A 26212-nucleotide genomic window follows, 5' to 3' on the forward strand; every position below is an offset into this window, starting at 1 on the left:
AATCTTTTTTAATTTTATCTTTTCATAAAACTCCTATTTTTAATAATCTAAATTTAATCAGGTGATGGTAGTGTATAAAATTTTAGAAATTATGGATGTTGTAAGAGTTCCTCCTGATGAGTTTGGGAAAGATCTTAAAGATACAATAAAAAAGATATTGATTGAAAAATATGAAGGGAGATTAGATAAAGATATTGGCTTCATATTAGCTATAACAGATGTAAAAAAGATTGGAGAAGGAAAAGTAGTTCATGGAGATGGATCTGCATATCATCCTGTTATATTTGAAACCTTGGTATATATGCCAGAAATGTATGAACTAATTGAAGGAGAGGCTGTAGATGTTGTAGAATTTGGATGTTTTGTTAGATTAGGTCCATTAGATGGATTAATTCATGTCTCACAAATTATGGATGATTATGTAGTTTATGATCCTAAAAGACAGGCAATAATAGGAAAAGAAACAGGAAAAGTTTTAGAAATAGGGGATTATGTCAGAGCAAGAATTGTAGCTATAAGTTTAAAATCTGAAAGAAAAAGAGGTAGTAAGATAGCACTTACAATGAGACAGCCATATTTAGGGAAGATAGAGTGGATTGAGGAAGAGAAGAAAAAAGGTGAAAATAAATGAGAGCTTGTTTAAAATGTAAATATTTAACAACAGAAGAAACATGCCCAATTTGTGGGGCCCAAACTAGTGAAAATTGGATGGGATTATTAATAATAATAAACCCAGAAAAATCTGAAATTGCTAAAAAAGCAAATATAAAGGTGAAAGGGAGATATGCTATAACAGTTAAGGAATGAAATTATGTTAAAACTTCCTAATTATTTAAGAGAGGAGCTTAGGAAACCCTTTGGAAAAGTATATAAAACCATTCCAAATATTAATGGTGATATAGTAACTGTTGGGGATATAGTAACAAAGACCTTAATTGAAAAAAATATTATCCCCAAACTTTCTATTATTGATAAAAAAACTAAAAGAAACATTCCTGTTGAGATAAACCATAAATTTAAGAAGGTTTTTAAAGTTAAAAATCCTCCAGGATATATATCTGATGAAGCTATAGAAAGTATTAAATATCTCTCTAAATTAAATGATAGAGATGTTGCTTTAATAGTTGATGGAGAAGAAGATTTATTAACAATATTAGTTATAAAGTATTTTCCCATAGGTACATATGTTTTATATGGTTTACCTGATAAAGGTATGGTAGTTTTAAAAATAAACAGTAAGTTAAAACAAAAGATAGAGGAAATATTAAAAAAATTTGAAAAAGTTTAAAGGTGAGAGGTTATGGAAATAAAAATTGTTTCTGATAGATATAACCCTTTATTGAAAAGAAGAGAGATTAAATTTATTCTAGATCATGAAGGAGCTACACCAACATTTAAAGATGTAAGATCAAAACTATGTGCAATGTTCAATGTAGATAAAAATTTGTTGATACTTGAAAAAATAGTTGAAGAAACTGGTATGCAAAGATGTAGAGGATATGTTAAAATTTATGATGATGAAAATATATTAAAGTTAGTTGAAAGAAAGCACATATTATTAAAAAATGAGATAGGTGGAGAAAATGACCAAGGGGAAGAAAGTAGCTAAATACAAATATTATAAAATAGAAGGAGATAAAGTTGTTAGATTAAGAAGATTCTGCCCAAGATGTGGTCCTGGAGTTTTCTTGGCTGAGCATTTAAATAGATATTCTTGTGGAAAATGTGGATATTTAGAATGGAAACAACCACAGAAAAAAGAAGAATAAGATATATTTTAATTAGATAACCTATTTTTTTCTATTTTTTGGTGGAATTAATGGATGAAAAATTTGCATCAAAGTTTGAAATAAAGATTTTAAATGAATTAACAAATAAAACTTTTGATGATTTAGCTATAATATTAAAAAAGATTGGAGGATTGGATTACAGAAAAAAAGTTTATATTGGGAATATTTGCTTAGGAATTTTAGAGTTTGATTTAAAAGAATTAAAATGGAAATTTCAACCATATGCTGGCTATTATTTGATAGAAAAACCAAAAATAAAGTTAAAAAATACTAAAAAGAGGATAAAAGGGAAAAAAATTTCAACAGATCTGATAGAGAATTTAGATGAATTTAAAAGCTTGCAAGATGGATATGTAGGTGTTGAAATAGGAAATTATGTAGGTGTTGGCATAAAAAAGGGAGATCAGTTAAAAATAAAAGATCTCATACAAAAAAAAGAGATAAAATTTGAAAAATTAAAAGATTATGTAGAAAAAAATAAAGAAAAGATAAAAAAGTTAGAAAAGAAAGCAATAGATTTTATAGAAAAATATAAAAATAAAAATATAAATGCATCTTTTAGTGGAGGCAAGGATAGTTCTGTTTCTACTTTATTAGCTAAAAAGGTTATTAAAGATATAGAAGTTATTTTTATTGACACAGGTTTAGAATTCCCTGAAACATTAAAATTTGTTAATAAATTTGCTAAAGAGTATGATATAAACTTAACCATATTAAAAGGTAAAAACTTTTGGAAATATTTAAAATATTATGGTATTCCTACAAAAGATAATAGGTGGTGCAACAGTATATGTAAATTAGAACCATTAAAAGAATATTTAAGAAAATATAAAACAGTCTATACAGTAGATGGTAGTAGAAAATTTGAAAGTTTTAGTAGAGAAAAATTAAGTTATGAGAGAAAGAGCAGGTTTATAAAAAATCAGATTAATATATTTCCTATACTTTATTGGAAAGCTACAGATGTTTGGAGTTGGATATATCTAAATGACATTATATATAATCCTCTTTATGATAGGGGTTTTGAAAGAATTGGGTGTTATCTTTGTCCATCAATGTTATCAGCTGAATTTTTAATAGTAAAACAAATTTATCCAGAATTATTTTATAAATGGTTTAATGTTTTAAAAAGTTATGGATATAGTGAAGAAGAAATATTAAAAGGTTTTTGGAGATGGAAAAAATTGCCAAAAAAGATGAAATTATTATGACCTTATCATCCCTTTTTCTTTTTGCCATTTAATTCTTAAACCTAATATACAACCTCCTCCTCTATTTCCTCCAATAGGAACCTTTGGTGTTCCCAAGCAATTCATACATCTTGCCATAACAGCTGCTCCCAATGCTAAACCATCTTCAACAAATACAACATTCTCTTCTACATTTTCCCAAATTCCTAAGGATTTTAATTTTTCTATAATAATTTCTGGTTTTTTTCCTGTTATTCCAGCTCTCCCAGTTATTCCTATAGCAGTTTTTTCACTTATTAATCCCTCTCTATGAGCTAAATCCACTAACCTTCTAACAATTTCAGCCATAACATAATCTAAGCATAACATTAGTGTTGAAAGATTGCTTTTTTCATAAAGTTCTTTTCCAAGCTCTTCTAATTTTGTTAAATCACTTCCATTCTCTCCAACATCACAACCTAACAATTTAACTCCAGCTTTTTTAGCAGCCTCTGTATTTACTGGAACAGTTCCAAATCTACTAACTCCATCTGGGACAAGGTCAATAATTATATATTTATGCATCTTATCAGCATATTCTTTAGCTAATTTTTCATCAGCTTTACCTTTATCAGCCTTTAAATCTAAAACTGCTCCAGTTTTCTCATCAATCTTTCCAGTACCTCTTGCTATGGCATCAGCTATTGCTCCAGCTAACCCACAAAGATTTCCTACAACTTTAGCATATGGGAGGGTGTCATTTGTTATCCTACCAGCTAATGTTGTACCAAAATCTATACTCATACATGGATTTCTAAAATCTACAAATGTCCATTTACTCCCAACCTTAACTCCTGCTGTAACTAACTCTCCTTCCATCTCATTAGCTACAACTTCTTTCCCTGTTGGAGGTAAAACACCTGTAACAGCTCCATCAAATATGATTTTATCTAAGAATGAATATTTTCTAACTTTTTCTGGTAGCTGATCTTTACTCATTGCAGGGGTCATCTTAGCAGGAGGCACTCCAGCCTTCATACATCCCTGAGCAAGAGCAATAATAACCTCTGAAACTTCTTCAGGTGATGCAAATCCTGCTGTAACTCCAGTACTTCTCACTACAAAATCTAAATCATTAATTGTAAGATTAGCTTTATCTAAGCTTTCTAACAAAACTTCACTTACCATCTCAGCTATAGCTTCTCTAGTTAATTCTACTCCCCAAAGAGTTTTACCAAAAACTTTTTCTCCTTTTTTTGGTTTTCTTACATCTCTTGTCATTCTTACAGCTTTACTAATTATATAACTTTTTCCAGTTTCTAAGTTTGTTGCTGTTATAATTGATTTTGTAGTGGTATTACCCAACTCAACAGAAGCAACAATATAATATGGCCCTCTTTTTAATTCAAATAAATCAACATTCTGAGATTTTGCATAAGCTATTTTTGGCTTTCTTTTGAATATAGATAAAATTTTGTCTAACATGGTTATCCCATTAGATAATTTCTAACAAATATCTTTGATAAAGCAATAATTGAAATAATAGGTGGCTTTCCTAAAGGTTCTTTTAATATGGAAGCATCACAAACATAAACATTATCCATTACTTCAAAATCTTTAATTTCCCTTAAGCTACCTCCAGGATGTGAACCTCTTGCTCTTGTAGAATAGATTTCATCAATACCTAATTTATTTAAAAACTTTGTAGCTTTACTAACACCTTTAGCTAATAATTTTATATCATTAACAGCTATCTCCTTTTTAATGTCATTTTCTAATATCTCTCCTTCTAAACTATCTCTTATCTTAATCATCAACCCCATAATATCTTTCTCTTTAACATCATTTTCTTTTTTAATTTCTTCATATAATAAGTTAGTGTAGTGTGGAGATATAATAAAATCTTTATAATCTCTATAAACTAACATAGGAATATTTTCATTTAAATAACTATTCTCTAGCACACCTCCAACAGTTATAAATGTATCTACAAAAAAACCATTTCCAAAATCATCTTTAGTTAATTTTCTTAAAATCCTTGGAGAATTTATTCCCCCTGCGGATATTATTATATTTTTAGCTTTAATTTTTCTATTTTTAGAATTTATAATAAAATAATCTTTCTCTCTTATTATTTCCCTTATTTCAAAATTTTTAATAATATCAGCCTTACTCCCTTTTAAATAATTTAATGGATTCCATTTTGCTTTGCAAAATTTTTTAGCACATTTTCCACATCTATTACATTTTTTAAAATCTATAAATTTTTCCATTTTCTTAAATCCCATTGATAATAATTCCCTATCTATTTTACTTAAAAAATCGTCATTTGGAACATTTATCTTCAATTCTTCCCAAATTTCTTTGTAAATTTCTTTATTTATTTTATATCCCTTTAGCTTTACTTTCATTGCATTGCCTAAGGAAAAAACTCCTGATCCTCCTAATCCACAAACATAACTAACCTCCACATGATCTCCTTCTGAAATATACTTTGCAACATCTCCTTTTTCTAAGATTACCACATTATCATTTAACTCCTTAGCAATTGTAGCGCCAGCAACACCCGACCCAATGATTGCATAGTGATACATAAGCTACCCCAGAATAATGAAGTTTTAAATATGACAATTAGCTTAATAATAATTTAAATAATATTAATGTGTGATAGTTTATGTATAAAAAGATAGTTATCCCTACAGATGGTTCAGATGTCTCAATGGAAGCTGTAAAGCATGGATTAATGATAGCCAAGAAGTTTGAAGCTGAAGCCTATGCTATATATGTTGTAGATCTTTCCCCATTTATTGGATTACCTGCTGAGGGTTCTTGGGAGTTAATAAGGGAAATGTTAGTTGAAGAAGGAGAAGAGGCTTTAAGAAGAGCAAAAGAGATAGCTGAAGAGATGGATGTTGATTTAAAAACAGAAATACTTGAAGGAGTTCCAGCTAGAGAGATTGTAGATTTTGCAAAAAAGAAAGAAGCTGATTTAATAGTTATGGGAACTACAGGAAAAACTGGTTTAGATGTAATATTATTAGGAAGTGTAGCCCAAAAAGTTATTAAAAAATCTCACTGCCCTGTATTGGTAGTTAAGAAATCAAATCCTTAAAATACTTTATTAGTGATGGTTTCTTTTTCAATATTGTTTTAACAAATTTCTTTAAGTCAATGTCCTCTATCTCTTCTCCCAAAGCTTCAGCTAAAATATCTAGTTCATCATCAGACATTTTCTCTAAAATCTTCCTATATTTTAGATGATTCATTAAATATTCATAGTGTTTCTCCTTCCACCTTATTTCATATTCTTTTATTACTTCCTCATCCCATTTGCCTAATTTCACAGCTTTCCCTGCAACCTCACCAGCTATTCTACCACAATCCATAGCTAAATATATTCCTCCTCCTGTTAGTGGGCTTATCTGCCCAGCAGCATCACCAACAACCATAAATCCATCTGTGTATGTTTTTTCAATTGGTCCAGAAACAGGAGCTCCCCCTACTTTAAACTCTACAGGTGTTGCATTTTTTAATCTATCCTTTGCTAAGCTATTTTCTATAAAATCATGTAGATAATCTATAGCCTTTTTTTTCTTATCTCTAACTCCTAATCCAACATTTGCTGTTTCTCCTTTAGGAAATATCCAAGCATATCCTCCAGGAGCTATATTATTCCCAAAGTAAAATTCCATCATATTCTTATTTAATAGTTCAACATTAACCATTTCATACTCTGCACATGAACAAACTTCCATAGGATTTTTCTTAGCTTTTAATCCTGCAAGCTCTGCCATATTACTTTCAACACCATCACATGCAATAACTATCTTACCTCTCACTACCTTCTCTTCTCCCAAATGTTCAACAATAACATTCCAATAATCCCCGTCCCTCTCCAATCCAATAGCATTAGTTTTTACTCTTATTTTTGCCCCGGCTTTAGCAGCTCTTATAGCTAGATACTTATCAAATATCTTCCTCTCAACAACATAACCTTTTGTTTTATCCTGTCTAACAATAACTTTATTTCCTGATGGAGAAAAAAGATATCCCCCAACTACAACACTTCTGACAAATTCATCACTGGGTTTTATTCCAAAATCCTCTAATGACTGAATAGCTTCAGCACATCTTACAGGCTCTCCAATCTCTTGAGACTTCTCCACTAATAATGTTTTAGCTCCACTCTTTGCTGCATAATAACTAGCCATTGATCCTGCAGGCCCTGCCCCTATAACTATGACATCATACATTTTCTTCCCTCTGCAAAGCATTTAATGGGCAAACAATTACACAAGAGTTGCAATTAATGCATTTCTCTCTATCAATTCTTATAATAAACTCTTCTAAAGTTATAGCTAAATTTTTACACACTCCTACACATGCTCCACAATAACCACATCTTTTATAATTTACTCTAACCATAAGATATCACTCTTCACCCTATTTACCATCTCTTTTGTATATGTTGAAGGATTTATATCTCTTTCTTTAAAGTCATGATAATACCCATTTAAGAATTTTATAGGACCCTGTTTTATTCCACAGAAATAACCTCCTTCCAATACAGCACAGACAGGATAGTCACTTAGCTTATATCCTATAAATTGAAAGAAATCTTTTAATTTTAAATCTGTTAAATCACCCTGATATCCGTCAAACCCTGCTGATACAAATATAATTTTTGGTTTATAATATTCTAATATTGGCTCTACTATTTCATAGTAAGTGTATATATAATCATCATCTTTAGCAGATATGAATGGAAGATTTATTTTTGTTCTATAACTTTCATTCCCAGTAAAAGGATAGATACCTTTTTGGTGAAAATCAATAATTATTATATCATCATCCTCTTTAAAAATATCTTCTGTTCCATTTCCATGATGTGCATCAAAATCTATTATTATAACCTTCTCAAAATAATCTTTGGCTAACTTTACAGCATATGCTATATTATTAAATATGCAAAAACCTAATGTAGGGCCCGCCCAACCTTTCCTTCCTGAATGATGTCCTGGTGGACGAGTTAAAGCAAATGAAAGGTCTTTCTCTTTTAAGGATAATTTAAAAGCTATTTCTGACATTTTTAATGATGTTAATGCAGCTTCTAAAGTACCTTCTGAAAAGTAAGTATCAGGATCAAGAAATGTAAATTCCTTCAATGATAGGAGTTTATTTATATATTCCTCATCATGAATTGTTAAAACTTCTCTTAAACTAACCTTTTCATCAACATAAAATATCTCATCATAACCATGCTCTTTTAAAGTTTCTAAGATTATCTCAACCCTTTTAGGATTTTCTATGTGATAAGTGTGTGGTCTATGATTTAAAACATTATCACTATACAGTATCATATTAATCCCCAAGATAAATAAGTATTGTTGGAAAAACTAAAACATTCATTAAGTTAGTTAGATTACTACCACTTCTAACTGCTAACAACCCAAGGAATACTGATGAAAAGTATACAATTAAATGATAAACCACTCCAAAGTTATAACTACCAACAATAATAATTAAAGTACAGATAAAAATTAGCAAGATAGATAAAACTCTAATATTTACTCTCTCTAAAATAGATAAAATAAATTTAGATAAATAAATAAGTATTATAAAAGCTAGTGTAGCAGATAAGATTATTGATAATGATAGTTGATCCAAGCTAAAGTTTAGATTTAGTTCTTTTATTGTATTAGCTACTCCACTTCTGCCTGTTCCTATGAAAACTAATGCCAATAATGAAAAAATTTCATTAGATAAAACTATAGCTCCTTGTGAGACTAAAAAGCTTTCAATTTCATTTTCCCTTATTATCTTACTTAAAAAGTAATTTAGCTGAGCTCCTCCAATTGCTGGTAAGAATATTCTAAAAAATCCTATTAAAGATGCAAAAAATGTAATTTTTATATATTTCAAAGAAAAATTTGGATAAGTAATCCTCTGCTTCTTAAATTTACTATTTAAATTATTTAAAAGAATAGGAATACCATACATTCCTGTAAATATGGCTGTTAATGTTATATTATATGATGTATGATAGTAAAGTACAGCTATCCCAAATAATCCAGATAATAATATAACTAAAACTTCCCAAACATTTTTTGCAGATATAATTTGATAGATAACAAAAAGTATTAAAATATATGGAATAAATGGTTTAATATTAGAAAAAATGTAATTTATATTAAGTTTTAAAAAAATTATTAAAAATGAAATCAACAAAGAAAATAAAACTCCAAGATAACTCCCAATCCCTGATAATAATATAGCTTTAAATCCCTCTCCTATAATAGAAAGTCTGTGCATGGGTAAAACAGATACTGCTGTCTCATCATCAGGTATTCCTAAAAAAGCTGCAGGAATAAAGTTAATAAAATAGTGTGTCACAACTAAACCAATTAAAAAATTTATAAAGTGTTCTCCAAAATATGGATATAGTAAAAAAGATAGAGCTGCTATATTGTTTGGATGAATTCCTGGAAATAACCCAGTAAAAATTCCACAAATTATGCCTAATATTAAATAAATCATCAATTTCCCTTAAATTTTATTAATTTAAATAAAAAATTAAACAGTTTCAAATGGCATCAGTCGGCTTGCTACTCATCACAGTTCAGTCGGGGATAAACGTCATCATCTGCCAATAATATTTAAACTTTATCTATGTTATATATTTTTTGTTTTACTAATGTAAATTTAAAAAATTTAAATAATCTTTTATAATATAAAAATTAATAGGTGGTTAAATGATAATAGAATCTCCATCAAGAATACATATAACTTTAATTGATTTAAATGCTTCCATAGGTAGAGTAGATGGAGGTGTTGGAATAGCATTAGAAAAACCTAATTTAAAAATAGAAGGGGATATAGAGAGGGACATTATTATTGAGTTTGATAACACTCTCTACAATAAATTCCCTGAAGATTTTTTAAATAAAATTAAAAATAGAGCTTATAATATAGCTAAAGATATTTTAAATTACATAGGTAAAGAAGGAATTTATTTAAAATTTTTATCATTATTTCCTTCTCACTCTGGATTGGGTAGTGGAACTCAGCTGTCATTAGCTATAGGAAAACTCATAACAAAATTATATAATTATAATATTGATATATATGAAATAGCTAAATTATTAGGTAGGGGTGGAACATCAGGAATAGGTATTGGGGCTTTTAAATATGGGGGTTTCTTATTAGATGGAGGGCATAGTTGGAAAGAAAAAAAAGATTTTAAACCATCATCAGCATCTAAAGGAATTAGACCAGCTCCTATTTTATTTAGGCATAATTTTGATTTTGATATTACTCTCATAATTCCTGAAGGAGAGCACGTTTATGGAAAAAGGGAAGTTGATATTTTTAAAAAATATTGCCCAATTCCATTAAATGAAGTTGAAAAGCTTTCTCATTTAATATTAATGAAAATGCTTCCTGCAGTTGTTGAAAAAAATTTAGAAGATTTTGGTGATGTTATAAATAAAATCCAATATTTAGGTTTTAAAAAAGTAGAAGTTGGTTTACAATCAGAAGTGGTTAAGGAACTAATACAATCATTACAAAAAAGTGCATTTTCAGGATTATCTAGTTTTGGCCCAACAGTTTATGCTTTAGGTGATAAGAGATTTATTATTGAAACAGCCAATGAAGTTTTTGACAAGTTTGGAGTTGATGGAGAGATTATATTTACAAAAGCAAATAATATTGGTTATAAGATTTGGTGAAACTTCATGATCTTTAAGATTTTTAAAAAACTATTTTTTTTATTTAAAAAACCCAAATTTAATAAACTTATTAAAAAGGCTGAACATCACTTAGATATTGGAGAGTATGAAAAGTCTATAGAGTGTTATTTAGAGGCTTCAAAATATAGAAATTTAAGACCTATTGATTTAGCAAACATGGCTTATGCTTATTATAATATTGGTAATTATAATGATGCATTAAAGTGTATAGATTTAGCATTAAGCATGTCCCCAAATAAATTTGAATTTTTATATTTAAAAGGTCTTATTTTATATAAATTAAAAAATTTTAAAGAAGCTTGTAAAATTCTTGAAAAAGCTTGCAATAAGGGAAAAAAGAGTAGTGATTTATTAGAAATTTTAGGAGAAATTTTTTTAAATCTTGAAGATTATAAAAAAGCATTAAAATATTTTTTAAAAGCATACAAATTAAAACCTAGTAAAAAGAACATGTTTATTATAGGGAGACTATATTTACTATTAGGTGATATAGAAAATGCTTATGAAATGTTTAACAAACTCCTCAATATTGATCCAAAACATATATGTAGAAAGATAATTAATGACATAGTTGAAATAAAGGCTTTTATTGATAAGAAGATTTATAATTACATATTTAAAGGTTTATCTTATTTAGAGAAGAAAGATTATATTAATGCACTAAAAATATTCAATGAAATGTTAAGTTATGAAGATGATGACTTTGCTCATTATTATAAGAGTGTAATTTCAGAGATATTTGAAGAGTATTATAAATCTCTCAATTACATAGATAATTCAATACAAATTATTGAAAGGAGTATATTTTATGCTAAAAAAGGTGATATATTAAGAAAGTTAGATAGTCAGAGGGCTATAGATGCTTATATGAAATCATTAGAAATTTGTGAAAATCCTTATGCATACTTTGGTTTAGCTCTTTTTTATTATAAAAAAGATAAAAGAAAAGCTATAAAGTATTTTGATAATATATTAGAAAAATATTTTGAAGGAATTTCAGAAGATCTTATGAATATGCTAATTATTTATTCATTAATAGGAAAAGGTGATCTTACTGGTATTAAAAAATTTTATGAAGGAGCTTTACAATACTTAGACAAAATCATGGTTAAATATGAGGATAATCCAAAATGTTGGAGAATTAAAGGATACTTATTTTATAAATTAAATAAATACTATGATGCTGAAGAGTGTTTTAAAAAAGCATTATTATTAGATAATAATGATGTAGAATCTATGAAATTCTTAATAGATATATACCAAAAGTTAGAAAAATTTGATGAAGCTGTTGATATAGGTATAAAATTAAAAATGTTAGAAAATAATGAAAAAGTTGAAGATATGTTATTCAAATTAATAAATAATGAAAAAATTAAAATAGATGTTAAGTCACCCATAGAGTTAATAAATATTATTTACCACAAATTAACTGAAGTTCAATATCACTTTGCAACATTGTACAGATATGTATCAAAAAATCCTATTAAAGCATTTTTATACTTGAACTTCATAATAGATAGTGGAATTACAAAAGATTTAGAAAATATTAAAGTTAGAAAAAGTTTAGAAGAAATGTTAGAAGTTTTAAAAAATGATCTAACTTTAGAAATGTTCAAATACTCTGAAAATCCGAAAAATTATGAACCTAATAAAGAAATATTAAACTTTATTAGGAATAAATTAATATCTCTTGGATGTATATAAAAATATTTATAATGTTTTGTATCAACTCAATTTATGGTGATATCTTGCTATACAATGTAGATGAGAGGTTTAATATAAAGGATGTAATAGCTAGAGAGGTTATAGATTCAAGAGGCAATCCTACAGTTGAAGTTGAAGTTATTACAGAGGGACATGGTTTTGGTAGGGCTATTGTTCCTAGTGGAGCTTCAACTGGTTCACATGAAGCTTTAGAGTTAAGAGATAAAGATCAAAGATTTGGAGGTAATGGAGTATTATTAGCTGTTGAAAATGTTAACTCTATCATAAAACCTGAAATAATAGGTTATGATGCAAGAATGCAAAGAGAAATAGATACAATAATGATAGAACTTGATGGTACAGAGAATAAATCAAAATTGGGAGCAAATGCAATATTAGCTGTATCTTTAGCTGTTGCAAAAGCTGCTGCTGACACTGCTAAAATTCCACTTTATAAATATTTGGGGGGTTGTAATAGTTATATAATGCCTGTTCCATTAATGAATATTATTAATGGAGGAAAACATGCTGGAAATAACTTAGATATTCAAGAATTTATGATTATGCCTGTTGGTGCAAACAGTATAGCTGAAGCTGTTAGAATGGGTTCAGAAGTTTATCATGTTTTAAAACAAGTTATTGTTGAAAAGTATGGAAAATCTGCTATTAATGTTGGAGATGAAGGTGGATTTGCTCCTCCATTAAATGAAACTAGAGAAGCCTTAAATTTATTATTAGAAGCTATAAAAAGAGCTAATTATGAGGACGAAATCGTTTTAGCTTTAGATGCAGCTGCAACTGAATTTTATAAAGATGGTTATTATCAAATAGATGGAAAAAAATTAACTAGAGAACAACTATTAGAGTTCTATAAAGAACTTGTTGATGAATATCCTATTGTTTCTATAGAAGATCCTTTCCATGAAGATGATTTTGAAGGATTTAAGATAATTACTGAAGAGTTAGACATACAAATTGTTGGGGATGATATATTTGTAACAAATGTTAAAAGACTAAAAAGAGGAATTAAGGAGAGAGCTGGAAATGCACTATTGTTAAAAGTTAATCAAATTGGAACTCTAACAGAGGCAATAGATGCTGCAAACTTAGCTTATAGAAATGGTTATGCTGTTATAGTTTCACATAGAAGTGGAGAAACAGAAGACACTACTATAGCTGATCTTTCAGTAGCTTTAAATTCTGGTCAGATAAAAACAGGAGCCCCTGCAAGAGGAGAGAGGACTGCTAAATATAACCAGCTTATAAGAATAGAACAAGAGTTAGGGATGTCAAAATATGCTGGAAGAGATTTTAGATGTCCATTCTAATTTTTAATGTTTTTTATCTAAAAAATTTAAAGTTTTTTAAATGAATTTTTAAGTCATATTTTAATTGATCAATATTTTCAAATTTTATAGCTTTTCCCATTTTTTTAGCCTCTTCAATAAGCTTTTTATTTAGATAGTTTATATCTCCAATAGGAAAATCTGTATAAATTACAACATCTGCTTTTTTTATTTCATTAAGAGCTTCCATATACTTCTCTTTAGAAATTTCTTTAAAAGGTTTTTCTTCTATAATATTTAATTCCATAGCCTTAGCTATAAAATAATCAGCATCCCCTTTATGCAATACTCCAACAGTAACATTATAACCATTCTTTACTAGAAATCTTAATAAATTAGCCCCACTGCCAGCCCCACAGATTACAAAAATCTTCCCTTTTTTTCTCCTCTTTAGTTCAAAATATCCAATAACTTCATTATAATTAGCATTTATAATATCATATAGATAATTGACAGTTTTATTATCCATAATTTCTTCAGGGTATCCATAAGCAATAATTTTATGGTCTTTAATTAAAACTATCTTATCTACTACTCTCAGAGCAAGTTCTATATCATGCAGAGTAACAACAATAGCCAAATTTTTCTCATCAGCTAACTTTCTTAACAATAAAGTTAGCTCAATTTTATGTTTTGCATCTAAAAAACTTGTAGGCTCATCTAATAGTAAAACTCTTGGTTCTTGAGCTAATGCCCTTGCTATCATTATTTTTTGTTTCTCTCCATCACTCATTTCAAAAAAATATTTATTTAATAAGTGTGAAGCATTTACAGATTTAGCACATTCCAATATTATTTCTTTATCTTTTTCTGTCAATCTTCCAAAAACATCAGTATATGGATATCTTCCAATAGCAATAATATCAAAACCTGTCAAATTTCCAGGATTTACCCTCTCTGTTAAAACTACAGCTAATTTCTTAGCAAGATTTTGTGGTGTAATTTTGTGTATAATTTCTCCTTCTAAATAAACTACACCTTTAATAGGTTTTAAATAAGATGCTATAGTTTTTAGCAAAGTTGATTTTCCTGCCCCATTAGGTCCAATAATACAGAGTATTTCTCCCTCTTTAACTTCTAAATTTATATTATCAACAACAACATAATCTTTATAACCAACAGTTAAATTTTCTGTTTTTAGCATTTACTCATTACCTCTCAAAGTTTTTATTACATTATCTATTATTTGGGGAGCTAATCCAATATATCCCTTAGGATCCATAAGTTTATCAATCTCTTCTTTAGATAAGTATTTCATAACAGTTTCATTTTCTAACAAAATATCTTTAAAGTGTTTATTTTCTAAATATGCCTTCATGGCACACTCTCTTACTATATTATAAGCCCTCTGTCTTCCTAATCCTCTTTTAGCCAACTCAATCATAATTCTTTCAGCCATTATAAGTCCTTTTGTTAAATTTAAATTCTTTTCACAATTTTCTTTATTGACTTTTAGCTTTTTTATTCCTTTTATTGCTAAGTTTAGTATATGGTCGGTCAAAACACAAACTTCAGCAAAAATACATCTTTCAGCAGAAGAGTTTGTTAAATCCCTTTCTTCCCATAAAGGGATATTATCCATTTCAGCTAAACATAAAGATTTAATAACTCTTGACAATCCACAGATTTGTTCAAATGTTATAGGATTTCTTTTATGTGGCATTGTAGAAGAACCTGTTTGCTTCTGTACATCAAACTCTTCTTCAAGTTCTGCTATTTCAGTTCTCTGCATATTTCTTACTGTAGTTCCTATTTTATTTAATGTTTGAGCTATTAAAGCTAGCAAAAATATAAACTCTGCATGTCTATCTCTTTGAATAACTTGATTAGTTATTAGATCTGGCTCTAACCCAAGAATTTCAGCAACCTTCTTATGCACTTCTAACCCTTTTTCTCCCATTGCTGCACAGGTTCCAACAGCACCTGTCATTTTGGAAACCAATATCCTTTTCTTAGCTTCGTTAATTCTTTTTAGATGCCTGTCTAACTCCGCAGCCCATAATGCAAATCTCATCCCATATGTTGTAGGGATAGCATGTTGGCCATGAGTTCTTCCAATGCACACTGTATATTTATGCTCTTCAGCTTTTTCTAATAAAACATCTCTTAATCTTTTTAATTTATCTTCAATAATTTTCAACGATTCCTTTATTAATAAAGAATTTGCAGTATCAACAATATCATTTGATGTAGCTCCAAAATGCACATACTCTCCAGCTTCCCCACAAACTTCAGCAAGAGCTTTTATCATAGCCACAACATCATGTTTTGTTTCTTTTTCTATTTCTTTTACTCTTTCCAATTTTACATATTTGGTTGAAGCTTTTTCTTCAATTATTTTAGCAGCCTCTTTTGGAATTATACCTAAAGAAGCTTGAGCCTTTGCTAATGCAGCTTCAACTTTTAACATCTTATCTAACTTGTTTTCTTCCTCCCAAACTTTTCTCATTTCTTCTGTCCCATATCTGTAATCTATAGGATGCACAGCCATAATTTCACCTAATTATATCATAAAAAGTTAAAGAAAAATTCTCTATGTTTTTGTCAATGACAAAGCTTTTTTTATTGGTAGAGAGTAAATAAGGATCAATAAAAAATATTTTTCTCTGCATTTTTACAGCTAAATATGGCTTTCCTCCAAATATTTCAGAAAATTTTATTAATTTTTCAACATCCTCTCTATTTATATAAAATCTATTTTTGTTTGAACTTTTACATTCAAATATTAAAATTTTACCATTTTTACCAGCTATTAAGTCTATCCCTTTACTTCCAGCACTTCTTATAACCGCAAATCCTTCTTTCTCTAAAAGCTCTTTTAACTTTCTCTCAAATGAGCTACCTTTTTTATAACTCATAGTATCTTTTCAATTACTCTTTTAAATTCTTCTACAGGTAATTTTCTTTCTTTTTCTAAAATTTTTTTCTCCTTTTCTAAAATTTCTTCTATAGGCTTTACACCGTTCTTATCTATCTCATCTAATGCTAAACCAATATAACTTAAAACTTTTTGTTCAGCTTCTAACTGGTGAAAACCTTCCCTTGCCCCACCTTTTCTAAATGCCCTACATCTTCTTTTATCCCATATAGCATATCCTCTGTCTTTACAGAATATCCTATTTCTCTCAAAATTTCTTATTTTCTGTGCCAATCTATCAACAATTTCTTCCTCTCCTTCTATATAACATCCAAAACAGGTTTCTTTTACTATAATAGGTTCATTTAGTGAATTTATATATCTAAATAATTTTCCTGGTGTAGTTGTTGCATTATCAGCTAAAACAATAACTTTTGTTTTCATCATAAGTATCACACTATAAGGATTTTTAAGATAATTTTTTATTGTCATTTATTTAAAACCTTTTATTCAAAAAATTGACATTAATTAATATTAATTAACAAAAAGATAAAAATTTAAACAGCTATAATTAAAAATAGTGGAAGTATGAAGGATAGGTTTGGTAGAGAAATAACATCATTAAGGATATCTGTAACCAATAAATGTAATTTATCCTGTTTTTATTGCCACAAGGAGGGGCATAGTGGTGAAAACAGATACATGACTCCAGAGGAGATTGGTAAAATAGTTGATGTTGCTAAAAAATTTGGTATAAGAAAGGTAAAGATATCTGGTGGAGAACCATTAATAAGGAGGGATATTACAGATATTGTGAGAGAAGTTAGTAGTAGAAAATTGAAAGATGTCTCATTAACAACAAATGGAATATTGTTAGAAAAATTAGCTGATAAACTAAAAAATTCTGGATTGGATAGAGTTAATGTAAGTTTAGATGCCTTAAATCCTGAATTGTATAAAAAAATAACAGGTGGAGATGTTAATAAAGTTATTAATGGTATAAAGAGGGCTATAGATGTAGGTTTAACACCTGTTAAAATAAATTTTTTAGCTATGAAAATAAATATATGTGAGTTAGAAAAAATTATGGATTTTTGTAGAGAATTAGGGGCTATATTACAAATAATAGAATTTATTCCTATAAAGAAGGAGTTAAAAAATTACTATTATGATATATCAAAAATAGAAAAAGAATTAGAAGAAAAGGCTGATAAGATAATTGTTAGAAAATTCCAAAATAGAAAAAAATATTTTATTGATACACTAGAAGTTGAAGTTGTTAAACCAATGGATAATAGTAAGTTTTGTATGAACTGTAGTAGAATAAGGTTAACATATGATGGTTATTTAAAACCTTGCTTATTAAGGGATGATAATTTAGTTGATATATTAACCCCCCTAAGGAGAGGAGAAAATATTGAAAAGTGTTTCTTAGAATGTATAAATAGAAGGGAACCATATTTTAAAGATTTTTAAATATTTTTTCTATCTCTTTTAAAGCTATACTATTTTCTAACTCTTCTCCAAATAGTTCGGCTTTTTCTACTTTTTCATCATATGGGATAACCCCTATAACTTCAATACCCAACTCTCTCTCCACTAACTCTTTCACTTTCTCAATATCTCCTTTAACTTTATTTATTATAACTTTGATATTTTTTATACCCATGTCTTCTGCTAACTTTTTTATTCTCTTAGCTGTTATAATAGATTTTTTTGTAGGTTCTACAACAATCAGCATTAGATCAATTCCATCTAAAGTCTTTCTTCCAAAATGTTCTAATCCTGCTTCCATGTCTAAAATAACTACCTCATCTCTCTTTAATACTAGATGCCTCAATAATCTTCTTAAAAGAATTGATGCTGGACAAACACAACCTTCTCCACTCTTTTCAATAGTACCCATAACTAATAGGGTGATGTTATCATCAACTTTATATCCTAACTTATCTATAAGATCATCAACTTTTGGATTTATTTTGAAAATTGCTCCAAAACTTCCAGGTTTAGCTCCTGTTCTTTCTTCTATAATATCTTCTCTTTTTGATATTGGCGTAATATCTTCATAAATGTTAAATGATAAAGCCAATGTTGGGTTATTATCACAGTCAATAGCTATCACTTTATAACCATTTTTAGCAAAGAGTTTTATTAAGTTAGAGGCTATAAAAGTTTTCCCTACCCCACCTTTTCCAACTATAGCTATTTTCATAACTTCACCTATAATCTAATATTACCAAAAAATAATATAAATGTTTTTATTTTCTAAAAATAAATATTTTTATTGATTTTAAAAAGTTGAAAATATTCGAAACTTTTTTTTAAAAATTTTTAAGTTATATTTTATCATTATTTTTAATTTTATAGTTAAAAATTTTATTTTTTAATCAAAACTTTAAGTTTAAACAATTTCAATTCGTAAAATATATATACCTCTTTGTCGAATGTATATACCGTAAAACGCGAAGTAGGTGATAAGATATGGCTATAAGTTTAAAGAAAATTGGAGCTATAGCAGTTGCAGGTGCTATGTTAGGAACAGCAGTTGCTTCTGGTGTAGCTGCACAAGTTACTATTATAGGAGATTTAACAAAAGATTTATTTGTTAAAGATGGACAGCCAAACTGTTATGTAGTTGTTGGAGCTAATGCCCCATCAACAATGGATGTTGTCTCAGCAGCAGATATAGCTGCTAAGATAGGATCATTATGCTACAAGGAAGCGAATGTTGAAGATGGAAGTGCTGAAATTGAAGTAAGTGCAAAAGCTGACTCTGATGATGTAGATATATATACAAATGGTATTCCAAATGGTAATGCTACAATATTTGTAGCTGCAGCAGATAGTGACTATTCTGATAATTTTGCAACAACAACTGCAAATATAAATGATACTAATAGCAATGTATTTGACGATACCCAAGTAAAGAATGTCAAATCACTTGGAGATGTTGCAACTCTAATGAAAATAGATGATGTTGATCCATCAGATTGGTACAATAGCGATGATGATGCTGCAGAAGTTGTATTTGTAAAATTGGAAAACAATAGTGGTAGTTTAACAGTTGATAAAAAAGATGCAGTTTATGCATCTATAGTATATAAAGATGATTTATCAACTTTCAAGGATACAACCACTTTAAAAGTAGGATACAGAATTCCATTCTTAGGAGAAGAATATGCAGTTGTAAAAATAGATAATGATAATGATGCAATTTATATTGGTAAGCCAGTATATGATGGTGTATTGAAAGAAGGAGAAACATACGATTTAGGCAATGGATATGAAGTTAAGGTAAAAGCAATTTTAACAGACAATACTAACTATAAAGCAGACGTCCAAATATTAAAAGACGGTAAAGTAGTAGCTGAAAAGTTTGATACCACACCATTAAAAATAATATATAATGACATAGGTGTTGTTGTAAATAAAGCATGGCAAGACATTCCAGGTAATTATGGGTTTGCTGAAGTATTAATTACAAATAATGTTAAAGAATTAGATCTTGGAAAAGAGTATGTTAAAGATTGGAAGTTGTATGCCGTTGTAAATAATTCAGGAACTATGGAATTAACTGATCAACTACCACCAAGTAGTGGAAATGTTGTTGGTATAGCGTTAAGATATGAAGGAGACAAATTAGACGACTTAGACTCAGGAGATTCTATAGCATTTCCAAATAACTATGTAGAATTTAAGTTAGATGATAAAGATAAGAAAAATAAATTATATGTCTATTATGAAATGGATGAATCAAAAGATACAACATTAAATATAGGAGAAAAAACAAAAGTATTGAATGCAGATATAAAATTAAAAGGTATAAAAGCTGAAGCTCAGCAAGTAGTTCCAGTAACAGCACCAATCGCAAAATTAGATACAGAGGTTTCATTAGATAATGCTGACAGAAACCTTGTCTTAGTTGGTGGACCAGTAGCAAACAAATTAACAAAAGAGTTAGTAGATGAAGGTAAGATCAACTTAGATAATACAAGCCCTGCAACAATAGCTGTTATAAAAGGAGCTGCTAATGGACATGATGTTGTTGTAGTTGCTGGAGGAGATAGAGAGAAGACAAGAGAAGCTGCTGAGGAGTTGTTGAAGAAACTCTAAATCCTTTTTTATTTTTTATTTAAACTAAATATTAATAAATTTAAATAAAGTGATAAAATGAAGTTGAATGAAAAGAATATAACTATTTTAGCATTAGCATGCTGTGTTATATTTTGCACTTTATGGCTACTTTTAAATCCTGTAAAGGCTGAAGAAAAGCCCATATCAAAAACAAAAGAAGGAGATTATGTAATTATAAGAGGATATATTCAAGATATGAAAGTTAAAAAAGATAAATTTAACCATATAATTGATATTTATAGGATAACAGTTGTTAATGATTCTACAATAGATATTGTAGCTTTTGGAAAAACTAGAAAAGAGTTATTAAATTACATATTAAGTTTTTATCCTAGGATAAAAGAGGGAGATGTTGTAGAAGTTAAAGGAAAGGTTTCAGTTTATAAAGGGAGGTATCAAATTATTCTAAATGGTATAGAAGACTTTAAATTAATTGAAAAGAGAAATTTTGAAAAGGATATCTATTTTTCTGAAACTCCTACAAACATATATGCATCAAGATATGGAAAAGTTTATCACACTTTAAAAGATTGTCCATATGGAAGAAGATTAAATGAGGAGAATATTATCTATTTCTTTTCTGAAGAGGATGCTAAGAAGTTGGGATATAAAAAATGTAAATGGTGCGAAGAGCATGAAAAAAGATGAACTTATATCATTTATAAAAAATAAAGTAAAAACCATTAGAAAAGAATTAAATTTAAAAAATACAGATTTTGATATAGTAGATGTTGATATTCATGATGATATTTTAACAATTTATACAAAAAATAGATCAGACAAATCTATTATTATAGGCCCAGGAGGATGGGTAGTTGGAAAATTAAAGGAAGAAATAGGTTTTAAAGTAATAAGGGTTGAAGATTTTACAGATAAAATAATATTCTTAGAGAGAGTTAAGGTTATTAAAGAGTTTAATAATGATGTATTAAATGATATTTGCAACTATTTTTTATATAGTGTTAAATCAAAAAGAGAAGTTTATCAACTCATTCAGTGTCAATATGATATTTATGCATATGAAATACTATCAAAAATATTCAAAGTTAAACCTATTTCTTATCATCATTCTGCCTTACTTCCAAAAAAATATGAAGAGAAGATAAAAAAGTTTGTTAAAGATATAAAGTTCATAAATATTGAAATAGATATTAAAAGAGTAATTAAAAACTACCCCTGTGGATTTTTAAAAGAGTTTATAAAAAAAGATTTTGATAATTATGTTTTTACTACATGTTCAAATACTGATTTAAAAAATAAAATAATAAACTTTTTTGAATTATTTCCAATAAAGATTAAAAGAGATGAGAAATACCTAAACTACTGTCCTTTAGCTATTCAGAGTTTCAAATATCATAGAAAAGAGTTTATTAGTAAAATAACTTTAGAAGTTTATAAAGGATTTAAAGAACCTACTGAAGCTGCTGAAGAAATATTAAAGATGGTGAAAGGTTGATAATGTTCTTTGAATATGCTCTAGCTACAGGATTAGAAGATGAGATAATTAAAGAAGGAAAGCTTATGTTCAACACACTACTTTATCAATTTTTAAAAATAGATAATGTTATTAGCTTTATAAATAAAGATTATAATGACTATAAAAATGAAGGTTTGAAGGTTATAGAAACTAATGATAATAATCTAATGGAAAAAATTAGAGAAGTTATTAAAAATTATAAAATAGACTATTTTTTAGTTATAGCTCCAGAAGAAGATGGAATTTTATATAAATTGACAGAGTTTATAGAAAGATATGGGATAAAAAATCTTGGATCTTCTTCAGAAGCTGTGAAAGTGGCTGGAGATAAATATAAAACATACTTGGCTATAAAAGATATTGTTAGAACCCCAAAAACAATTAAAGGAAAGTATATTATTAAAAAGATAGATGGTTGTGGAGGGTATCATCAGTTAATTAATGAAAATTATATTATCCAAGAGTATATTGAAGGAGAAAGTTTATCAGTTTCATTAATAGTAGGAAAAAAAATATACCCTCTATCATTAAATAGACAATATATTGATAAAAAGTTTGTTGGTGCTGATGTAAATATTGATCATAATCTAAAATCTGAAATTTTTAATGAAGTTGTAAAAGCTGTTAAGGCTATAAAAGGTTTAAATGGATATGTTGGTGTTGATGTAGTGGTAAATAAAAATCTCATTTATATTATAGAAATAAATCCAAGAATTACAACATGTATATGTAAATTAAATACATATCCTACATTAGCTGAACTTTTAATAAAAAATGCTAATGGAGAAGACCTCAATTTTAATGTTTCTGGAGGATCTTTTAGATTATAACATTTAAATAAATAAAAATTTTTTATGAGTAAGTTACTTATACACTTGAAGTCTATAATATATTTGCAACCAATTAGATTTATAATTTTATATTTATTAATGGTGATGCTTATGGATGATTTAACAAAACTTCCTGGTGTAGGTCCTTCAATGGCTGAAAAGCTAAAAGAAGCAGGATATACTGACTTTATGAAAATAGCTATAGCTACTGTAGAAGAATTAAGTGAAATAGAAGGAATATCTGAAAAAGCTGCTGCTAAAATCATTGAAGCTGCTAAAAAATTCTGTGATCTTGGATTTAAAACAGGTACTGAAATTTTAAAGCAAAGAGGTTACATATGGAAATTATCTACTGGAAGTAAAAATTTAGATGAAATCTTAGGAGGAGGATTAGAGAGCCAATCAGTTACAGAATTTGCAGGAATGTTTGGATCTGGAAAAACTCAGATAGCTCATCAAGCCTGTGTAAATTTACAATGCCCAGATAAGATTATAGCTGATAAAGAGATTATAAAAGAGGAATTTAAAGATCCTAAGGCAGTGTATATAGATACTGAGGGAACATTTAGACCAGAGAGAATAATACAAATGGCTGAAGCTCTTGGCTTAGATGGACAAAAAGTTTTAGATAGTATATTTTATGCAAGAGCTTATAACTCAGATATGCAAATGCTCTTTGCTGAAAATGTTGAAAACTTAATAAAAGAAGGGCATAATATAAAATTAATAGTTATAGACTCATTAACATCTGCATTTAGAACAGAATATATAGGTAGAGGTAAATTGGCTGAAAGACAGCAGAAACTTGGAAGACATATGGCTACATTAAATAGATTAGCTGATATATATAACTGTGTTGTACTTGTAACAAACCAGGTTGCTGCTAGGCCTGATGCTTTCTTTGGAGCATCTGAGCAAGCTATTGGAGGACATATTGTAGGACATGCTTCAACATTTAGAATATTTTTAAGGAAGAGTAAGGGTGATAAGAGAATAGCTAAGCTTTATGATTCACCACATTTACCTGATGCAGAAGCAACATTTAGAATTACTGAAAAGGGAATACATGATTAAAATTTATTTTATATGACAAACAATAGGATTTTTTAATATAGATATAGCATCCTTTAAATGTTCCTTTTTAGCTATACAGAATAAAGTTTTGCCTATCATAGATTGTGAAGCTCCAACAGTAAATTTTAAATCTTCACAAAGTTCTTTTATTTCATCATCCATTAAACCTATATTTAAGGCAAAGTCATAGGAAAGTTTAACAAAATTTTTAATATTTGGATTTTCCAATAATAATTTTAAACATCTTTCTCCAAAGTAATTTATTTTATTAATAAATTCTCTATTATTTATCACATCTTTTGTTTCTTTCTTACCTAAGATTTCAACAATTACATAGTAATCTTTATCAATAACTTTAACAACATTTATTGGAAAGCCTGGAGATTTTCTAATAACAAACCCTCTAACATACTGAGCTATAACATCTCCAAGACCTGTTCCTGATAAAACTTCTGCTTTATGGGCTAATTTTACAGCATTAAAATCTTTAAATATTAATTTGGATAGAGATAATGAACATGCCCCAGACATGCCCAAACCTGAACCTAATGGAAAATCAGAAATAAAGTTAATTTTATAATTGATTTTATAATTTTTTAATATATAGTTAATTGGATCTATATTAACTCTCTCATTGTTATAATAAACACCTTTTCCTTCTTCAATCTCTAACTTAACCCCTCTATCTAATGTAATTCCTGCTCCTTTTGAACCTGTTTTCATTGGATCTCTATCTTTATAAATAGTGAAAAACCCTGTTATATGTGCTGGAACCATAGGTGATCACACTAAAAAATTATAAGTATTAAAAAATTATTAAATAATTAAAAACTTTTTATGAGTGATAATATGGCAAGAAAAAGCAAACAGCCAGAAGTAAATATAGGTATGGTTGGACATGTTGACCATGGAAAAACTAGTTTAACAAAAGCACTAACAGGAGTTTGGACAGACAAACATAGTGAAGAGTTAAGGAGAGGGATATCAATAAGATTAGGATATGCTGATTGTGAAATTAGAAGATGCAAAAATTGTGGAACCTATACTACTAAAAAGAGATGTCCAAACTGCTTAGGAGAAACTGAATTATTAAGAAGGGTCTCATTTGTTGATGCACCAGGTCATGAAACATTAATGGCAACAATGTTATCTGGAGCAGCTTTAATGGATGGGGCTATATTAGTTATAGCTGCAAATGAACCTTGCCCTCAACCACAAACAAAAGAACATTTAATGGCATTAGAAATATTAGGGATAGATAAAATTATTATTGTTCAAAATAAAATAGATCTTGTTGATGATGAACAAGCTATGGAGAACTATGAACAAATAAAAGAGTTTGTTAAAGGGACAATTGCTGAAAAAGCTCCAATAATTCCTATATCTGCTCATCATGAAGCAAATATTGATGTATTATTAAAAGCTATTGAAGATTTCATCCCAACACCAAAAAGAGATGAGAAGGCTGAACCAAGGATGTATGTTGCTAGAAGTTTTGATATTAATAAACCTGGAACAGATGTTAAAGATTTAAAAGGAGGGGTTTTGGGAGGAGCTATAATACAGGGAGTTTTTAAAGTTGGTGATGAGATAGAAATACGACCAGGAATAAAAGTTACTGAAGAGAATAAAACCTTTTGGAAGCCTTTAACTACTAAAATAGTGTCTCTTGCATCAGGAAATACAATGTTAAAAAAAGCTAGGCCAGGAGGATTAATAGGGGTTGGGACTAAACTAGATCCATATCTAACAAAATCAGATGCTTTATCTGGAAGTGTTGTAGGTTTACCAGGAACACTACCTCCAATAAGGGATAAAATAACTATAAAAGTCAATCTACTAGATAGAGTTGTTGGAGCTAAGGAAGAGTTGAAAATAGAACCATTAAGAACAGGAGAAGTTTTAATGTTAAATGTAGGAACTGCAACAACAGCTGGAGTTATAACTTCAGCAAGAGGGGAAATAGCAGATATTAGATTAAAACTTCCAATATGTGCAGACATTGGAGATAGAGTTGCTATAAGTAGAAGGTTTGGATCAAGATGGAGATTAATAGGATATGGAACTATAGAGGGATGAG

General features: G+C 28.5%; 29 protein-coding genes. 17 read left to right on the top strand and 12 right to left on the bottom strand.

The features are described from left to right. Nucleotides 1–70: 70 nt before the first annotated feature. From rpoE to METVI_RS0103010, 6 genes are read left to right on the top strand one after another with little or no spacing between them, the layout of a single operon-like run. The gene (gene rpoE / locus METVI_RS0102985) at nt 71–631 is read left to right on the top strand and encodes a DNA-directed RNA polymerase (RefSeq protein ID WP_017981015.1); all 561 of its coding nucleotides are present in this window, start codon (nt 71–73) and stop codon (nt 629–631) included. Next, complete coding sequence (gene spt4, locus METVI_RS0102990; RefSeq protein ID WP_004589849.1) at nt 628–807, top strand: transcription elongation factor subunit Spt4; 180 nt, start codon at nt 628–630, stop codon at nt 805–807. Before rpoE ends, spt4 begins: the two co-directional genes overlap by 4 nt. A 4-nt stretch (nt 808–811) precedes the next feature. Continuing rightward, nucleotides 812–1288 (top strand): GTP-dependent dephospho-CoA kinase family protein, encoded by a 477-nt coding sequence (locus METVI_RS0102995; RefSeq protein ID WP_004589848.1) that lies wholly within the window; start codon nt 812–814, stop codon nt 1286–1288. A 12-nt stretch (nt 1289–1300) separates the two neighbouring features. After that, nucleotides 1301–1609 (top strand): 30S ribosomal protein S24e, encoded by a 309-nt coding sequence (locus METVI_RS0103000; protein ID WP_004589847.1) that lies wholly within the window; start codon nt 1301–1303, stop codon nt 1607–1609. Next, the gene (locus METVI_RS0103005; RefSeq protein WP_004589846.1) at nt 1584–1769 is read left to right on the top strand and encodes a 30S ribosomal protein S27ae; all 186 of its coding nucleotides are present in this window, start codon (nt 1584–1586) and stop codon (nt 1767–1769) included. Before METVI_RS0103000 ends, METVI_RS0103005 begins: the two co-directional genes overlap by 26 nt. Before the next feature lie 50 nt (nt 1770–1819). After that, a complete protein-coding gene (locus tag METVI_RS0103010; RefSeq protein WP_017981016.1) occupies nt 1820–3001 on the top strand; it encodes a phosphoadenosine phosphosulfate reductase domain-containing protein in 1182 nt (393 codons plus the stop codon). Here the strand turns inward: METVI_RS0103010 and METVI_RS0103015 are convergent. Together METVI_RS0103015 and METVI_RS0103020 are read right to left on the bottom strand one after the other, a co-directional pair. Continuing rightward, nucleotides 2996–4444, bottom strand: coding sequence for a methanogenesis marker 14 protein (locus tag METVI_RS0103015; RefSeq protein ID WP_004593727.1), 1449 nt, complete (start codon nt 4442–4444; stop codon nt 2996–2998). The two genes, METVI_RS0103010 and METVI_RS0103015, sit on opposite strands and share 6 nt — an antisense overlap. 2 nt (nt 4445–4446) lie before the next feature. Next, nucleotides 4447–5553, bottom strand: coding sequence for a hypothetical protein (locus METVI_RS0103020; RefSeq protein ID WP_004593725.1), 1107 nt, complete (start codon nt 5551–5553; stop codon nt 4447–4449). 80 nt (nt 5554–5633) lie between these two features. On the opposite strand from METVI_RS0103020, the gene METVI_RS0103025 reads away from it, so the two are divergent. Next, nucleotides 5634–6071 carry a universal stress protein gene (locus METVI_RS0103025; RefSeq protein WP_004593723.1) on the top strand — a complete coding sequence of 146 codons (438 nt, stop codon included), beginning with the start codon at nt 5634–5636 and terminating at the stop codon, nt 6069–6071. Here METVI_RS0103025 and METVI_RS0103030 read toward each other — a convergent pair. Genes METVI_RS0103030 through METVI_RS0103045 form a run of 4 tightly spaced genes read right to left on the bottom strand, consistent with a single transcriptional unit; the run spans nt 6052 to nt 9496 of the window. Continuing rightward, on the bottom strand, nt 6052–7212 hold the full coding sequence (locus tag METVI_RS0103030; RefSeq protein ID WP_017981017.1) for a geranylgeranyl reductase family protein: 1161 nt from the start codon (nt 7210–7212) through the stop codon (nt 6052–6054). The genes METVI_RS0103025 and METVI_RS0103030 overlap by 20 nt on opposite strands. Further along, a complete protein-coding gene (locus METVI_RS0103035; protein ID WP_004593721.1) occupies nt 7205–7384 on the bottom strand; it encodes a 4Fe-4S binding protein in 180 nt (59 codons plus the stop codon). Before METVI_RS0103035 ends, METVI_RS0103030 begins: the two co-directional genes overlap by 8 nt. Beyond that, nucleotides 7372–8319, bottom strand: a complete 948-nt coding sequence (locus METVI_RS0103040) for an arginase family protein (protein ID WP_004593718.1) — start codon at nt 8317–8319, stop codon at nt 7372–7374. Before METVI_RS0103040 ends, METVI_RS0103035 begins: the two co-directional genes overlap by 13 nt. A 1-nt stretch (nt 8320) precedes the next feature. After that, a complete protein-coding gene (locus METVI_RS0103045; RefSeq protein ID WP_004593716.1) occupies nt 8321–9496 on the bottom strand; it encodes a tripartite tricarboxylate transporter permease in 1176 nt (391 codons plus the stop codon). Between the two features lie 215 nt (nt 9497–9711). On the opposite strand from METVI_RS0103045, the gene METVI_RS0103050 reads away from it, so the two are divergent. From METVI_RS0103050 to eno, 3 genes are read left to right on the top strand one after another with little or no spacing between them, the layout of a single operon-like run. Beyond that, the gene (locus METVI_RS0103050; RefSeq protein WP_004593714.1) at nt 9712–10689 is read left to right on the top strand and encodes a beta-ribofuranosylaminobenzene 5'-phosphate synthase; all 978 of its coding nucleotides are present in this window, start codon (nt 9712–9714) and stop codon (nt 10687–10689) included. Nucleotides 10690–10695: 6 nt separating this feature from the next. Further along, entirely contained in the window at nt 10696–12414 is a 1719-nt protein-coding gene (locus tag METVI_RS0103055) for a tetratricopeptide repeat protein (protein ID WP_004593711.1), read from the top strand. Between the two features lie 11 nt (nt 12415–12425). Continuing rightward, nucleotides 12426–13742, top strand: a complete 1317-nt coding sequence (gene eno, locus METVI_RS0103060; RefSeq protein ID WP_201763968.1) for a phosphopyruvate hydratase — start codon at nt 12426–12428, stop codon at nt 13740–13742. A gap of 13 nt (nt 13743–13755) precedes the next feature. On the opposite strand, the gene METVI_RS0103065 is transcribed toward eno, so the two are convergent. Genes METVI_RS0103065 through METVI_RS0103080 form a run of 4 tightly spaced genes read right to left on the bottom strand, consistent with a single transcriptional unit; the run spans nt 13756 to nt 17064 of the window. Next, a complete protein-coding gene (locus METVI_RS0103065) occupies nt 13756–14904 on the bottom strand; it encodes an ABC transporter ATP-binding protein (protein WP_017981018.1) in 1149 nt (382 codons plus the stop codon). Beyond that, nucleotides 14905–16251 carry an adenylosuccinate lyase gene (purB, locus tag METVI_RS0103070; RefSeq protein ID WP_017981019.1) on the bottom strand — a complete coding sequence of 449 codons (1347 nt, stop codon included), beginning with the start codon at nt 16249–16251 and terminating at the stop codon, nt 14905–14907. It lies immediately after the preceding gene. A 4-nt stretch (nt 16252–16255) separates the two neighbouring features. Next, nucleotides 16256–16618: a Holliday junction resolvase Hjc gene (gene hjc, locus METVI_RS0103075; protein ID WP_004591852.1), complete on the bottom strand. Its 363-nt coding sequence runs from the start codon at nt 16616–16618 to the stop codon at nt 16256–16258. Beyond that, nucleotides 16615–17064 carry a methanogenesis marker 6 protein gene (locus METVI_RS0103080; RefSeq protein ID WP_017981020.1) on the bottom strand — a complete coding sequence of 150 codons (450 nt, stop codon included), beginning with the start codon at nt 17062–17064 and terminating at the stop codon, nt 16615–16617. Before METVI_RS0103080 ends, hjc begins: the two co-directional genes overlap by 4 nt. Nucleotides 17065–17205: 141 nt before the next feature. On the opposite strand from METVI_RS0103080, the gene moaA reads away from it, so the two are divergent. Then, nucleotides 17206–18093: a GTP 3',8-cyclase MoaA gene (moaA, locus tag METVI_RS0103085; RefSeq protein ID WP_017981021.1), complete on the top strand. Its 888-nt coding sequence runs from the start codon at nt 17206–17208 to the stop codon at nt 18091–18093. Here the strand turns inward: moaA and METVI_RS0103090 are convergent. After that, nucleotides 18080–18829, bottom strand: a complete 750-nt coding sequence (locus METVI_RS0103090; RefSeq protein WP_004591846.1) for an ATP-binding protein — start codon at nt 18827–18829, stop codon at nt 18080–18082. The two genes, moaA and METVI_RS0103090, sit on opposite strands and share 14 nt — an antisense overlap. 269 nt (nt 18830–19098) lie before the next feature. Here METVI_RS0103090 and METVI_RS0103095 point away from each other — a divergent pair, with 269 nt between their 5' ends. The 5 genes from METVI_RS0103095 (at nt 19099) to radA (ending at nt 24132) form a co-directional block, all read left to right on the top strand. Then, nucleotides 19099–20730: an S-layer protein gene (locus tag METVI_RS0103095; protein ID WP_004591844.1), complete on the top strand. Its 1632-nt coding sequence runs from the start codon at nt 19099–19101 to the stop codon at nt 20728–20730. A gap of 57 nt (nt 20731–20787) precedes the next feature. Then, nucleotides 20788–21399 (top strand): OB-fold nucleic acid binding domain-containing protein, encoded by a 612-nt coding sequence (locus tag METVI_RS0103100; RefSeq protein WP_017981022.1) that lies wholly within the window; start codon nt 20788–20790, stop codon nt 21397–21399. Then, the gene (locus METVI_RS0103105; protein WP_004591842.1) at nt 21386–22207 is read left to right on the top strand and encodes a hypothetical protein; all 822 of its coding nucleotides are present in this window, start codon (nt 21386–21388) and stop codon (nt 22205–22207) included. Before METVI_RS0103100 ends, METVI_RS0103105 begins: the two co-directional genes overlap by 14 nt. 2 nt (nt 22208–22209) lie before the next feature. Next, the gene (gene mfnD, locus METVI_RS0103110; RefSeq protein ID WP_004591840.1) at nt 22210–23058 is read left to right on the top strand and encodes a tyramine--L-glutamate ligase; all 849 of its coding nucleotides are present in this window, start codon (nt 22210–22212) and stop codon (nt 23056–23058) included. 111 nt (nt 23059–23169) lie between these two features. Further along, complete coding sequence (gene radA, locus METVI_RS0103115) at nt 23170–24132, top strand: DNA repair and recombination protein RadA (protein WP_017981024.1); 963 nt, start codon at nt 23170–23172, stop codon at nt 24130–24132. 3 nt (nt 24133–24135) lie between these two features. Here radA and METVI_RS0103120 read toward each other — a convergent pair whose 3' ends face one another. Next, complete coding sequence (locus tag METVI_RS0103120) at nt 24136–24909, bottom strand: pantoate kinase (protein WP_004591836.1); 774 nt, start codon at nt 24907–24909, stop codon at nt 24136–24138. Between the two features lie 72 nt (nt 24910–24981). Here METVI_RS0103120 and METVI_RS0103125 point away from each other — a divergent pair, with 72 nt between their 5' ends. Beyond that, the gene (locus METVI_RS0103125) at nt 24982–26211 is read left to right on the top strand and encodes a translation initiation factor IF-2 subunit gamma (protein WP_004591834.1); all 1230 of its coding nucleotides are present in this window, start codon (nt 24982–24984) and stop codon (nt 26209–26211) included. The last annotated feature ends 1 nt before the right edge of the window (nt 26212 follow it).

The sequence above is a fragment of the Methanocaldococcus villosus KIN24-T80 genome (assembly GCF_000371805.1).
GTDB classification, from domain to species: domain Archaea; phylum AGJL01; class Methanococci; order Methanococcales; family Methanocaldococcaceae; genus Methanocaldococcus; species Methanocaldococcus villosus.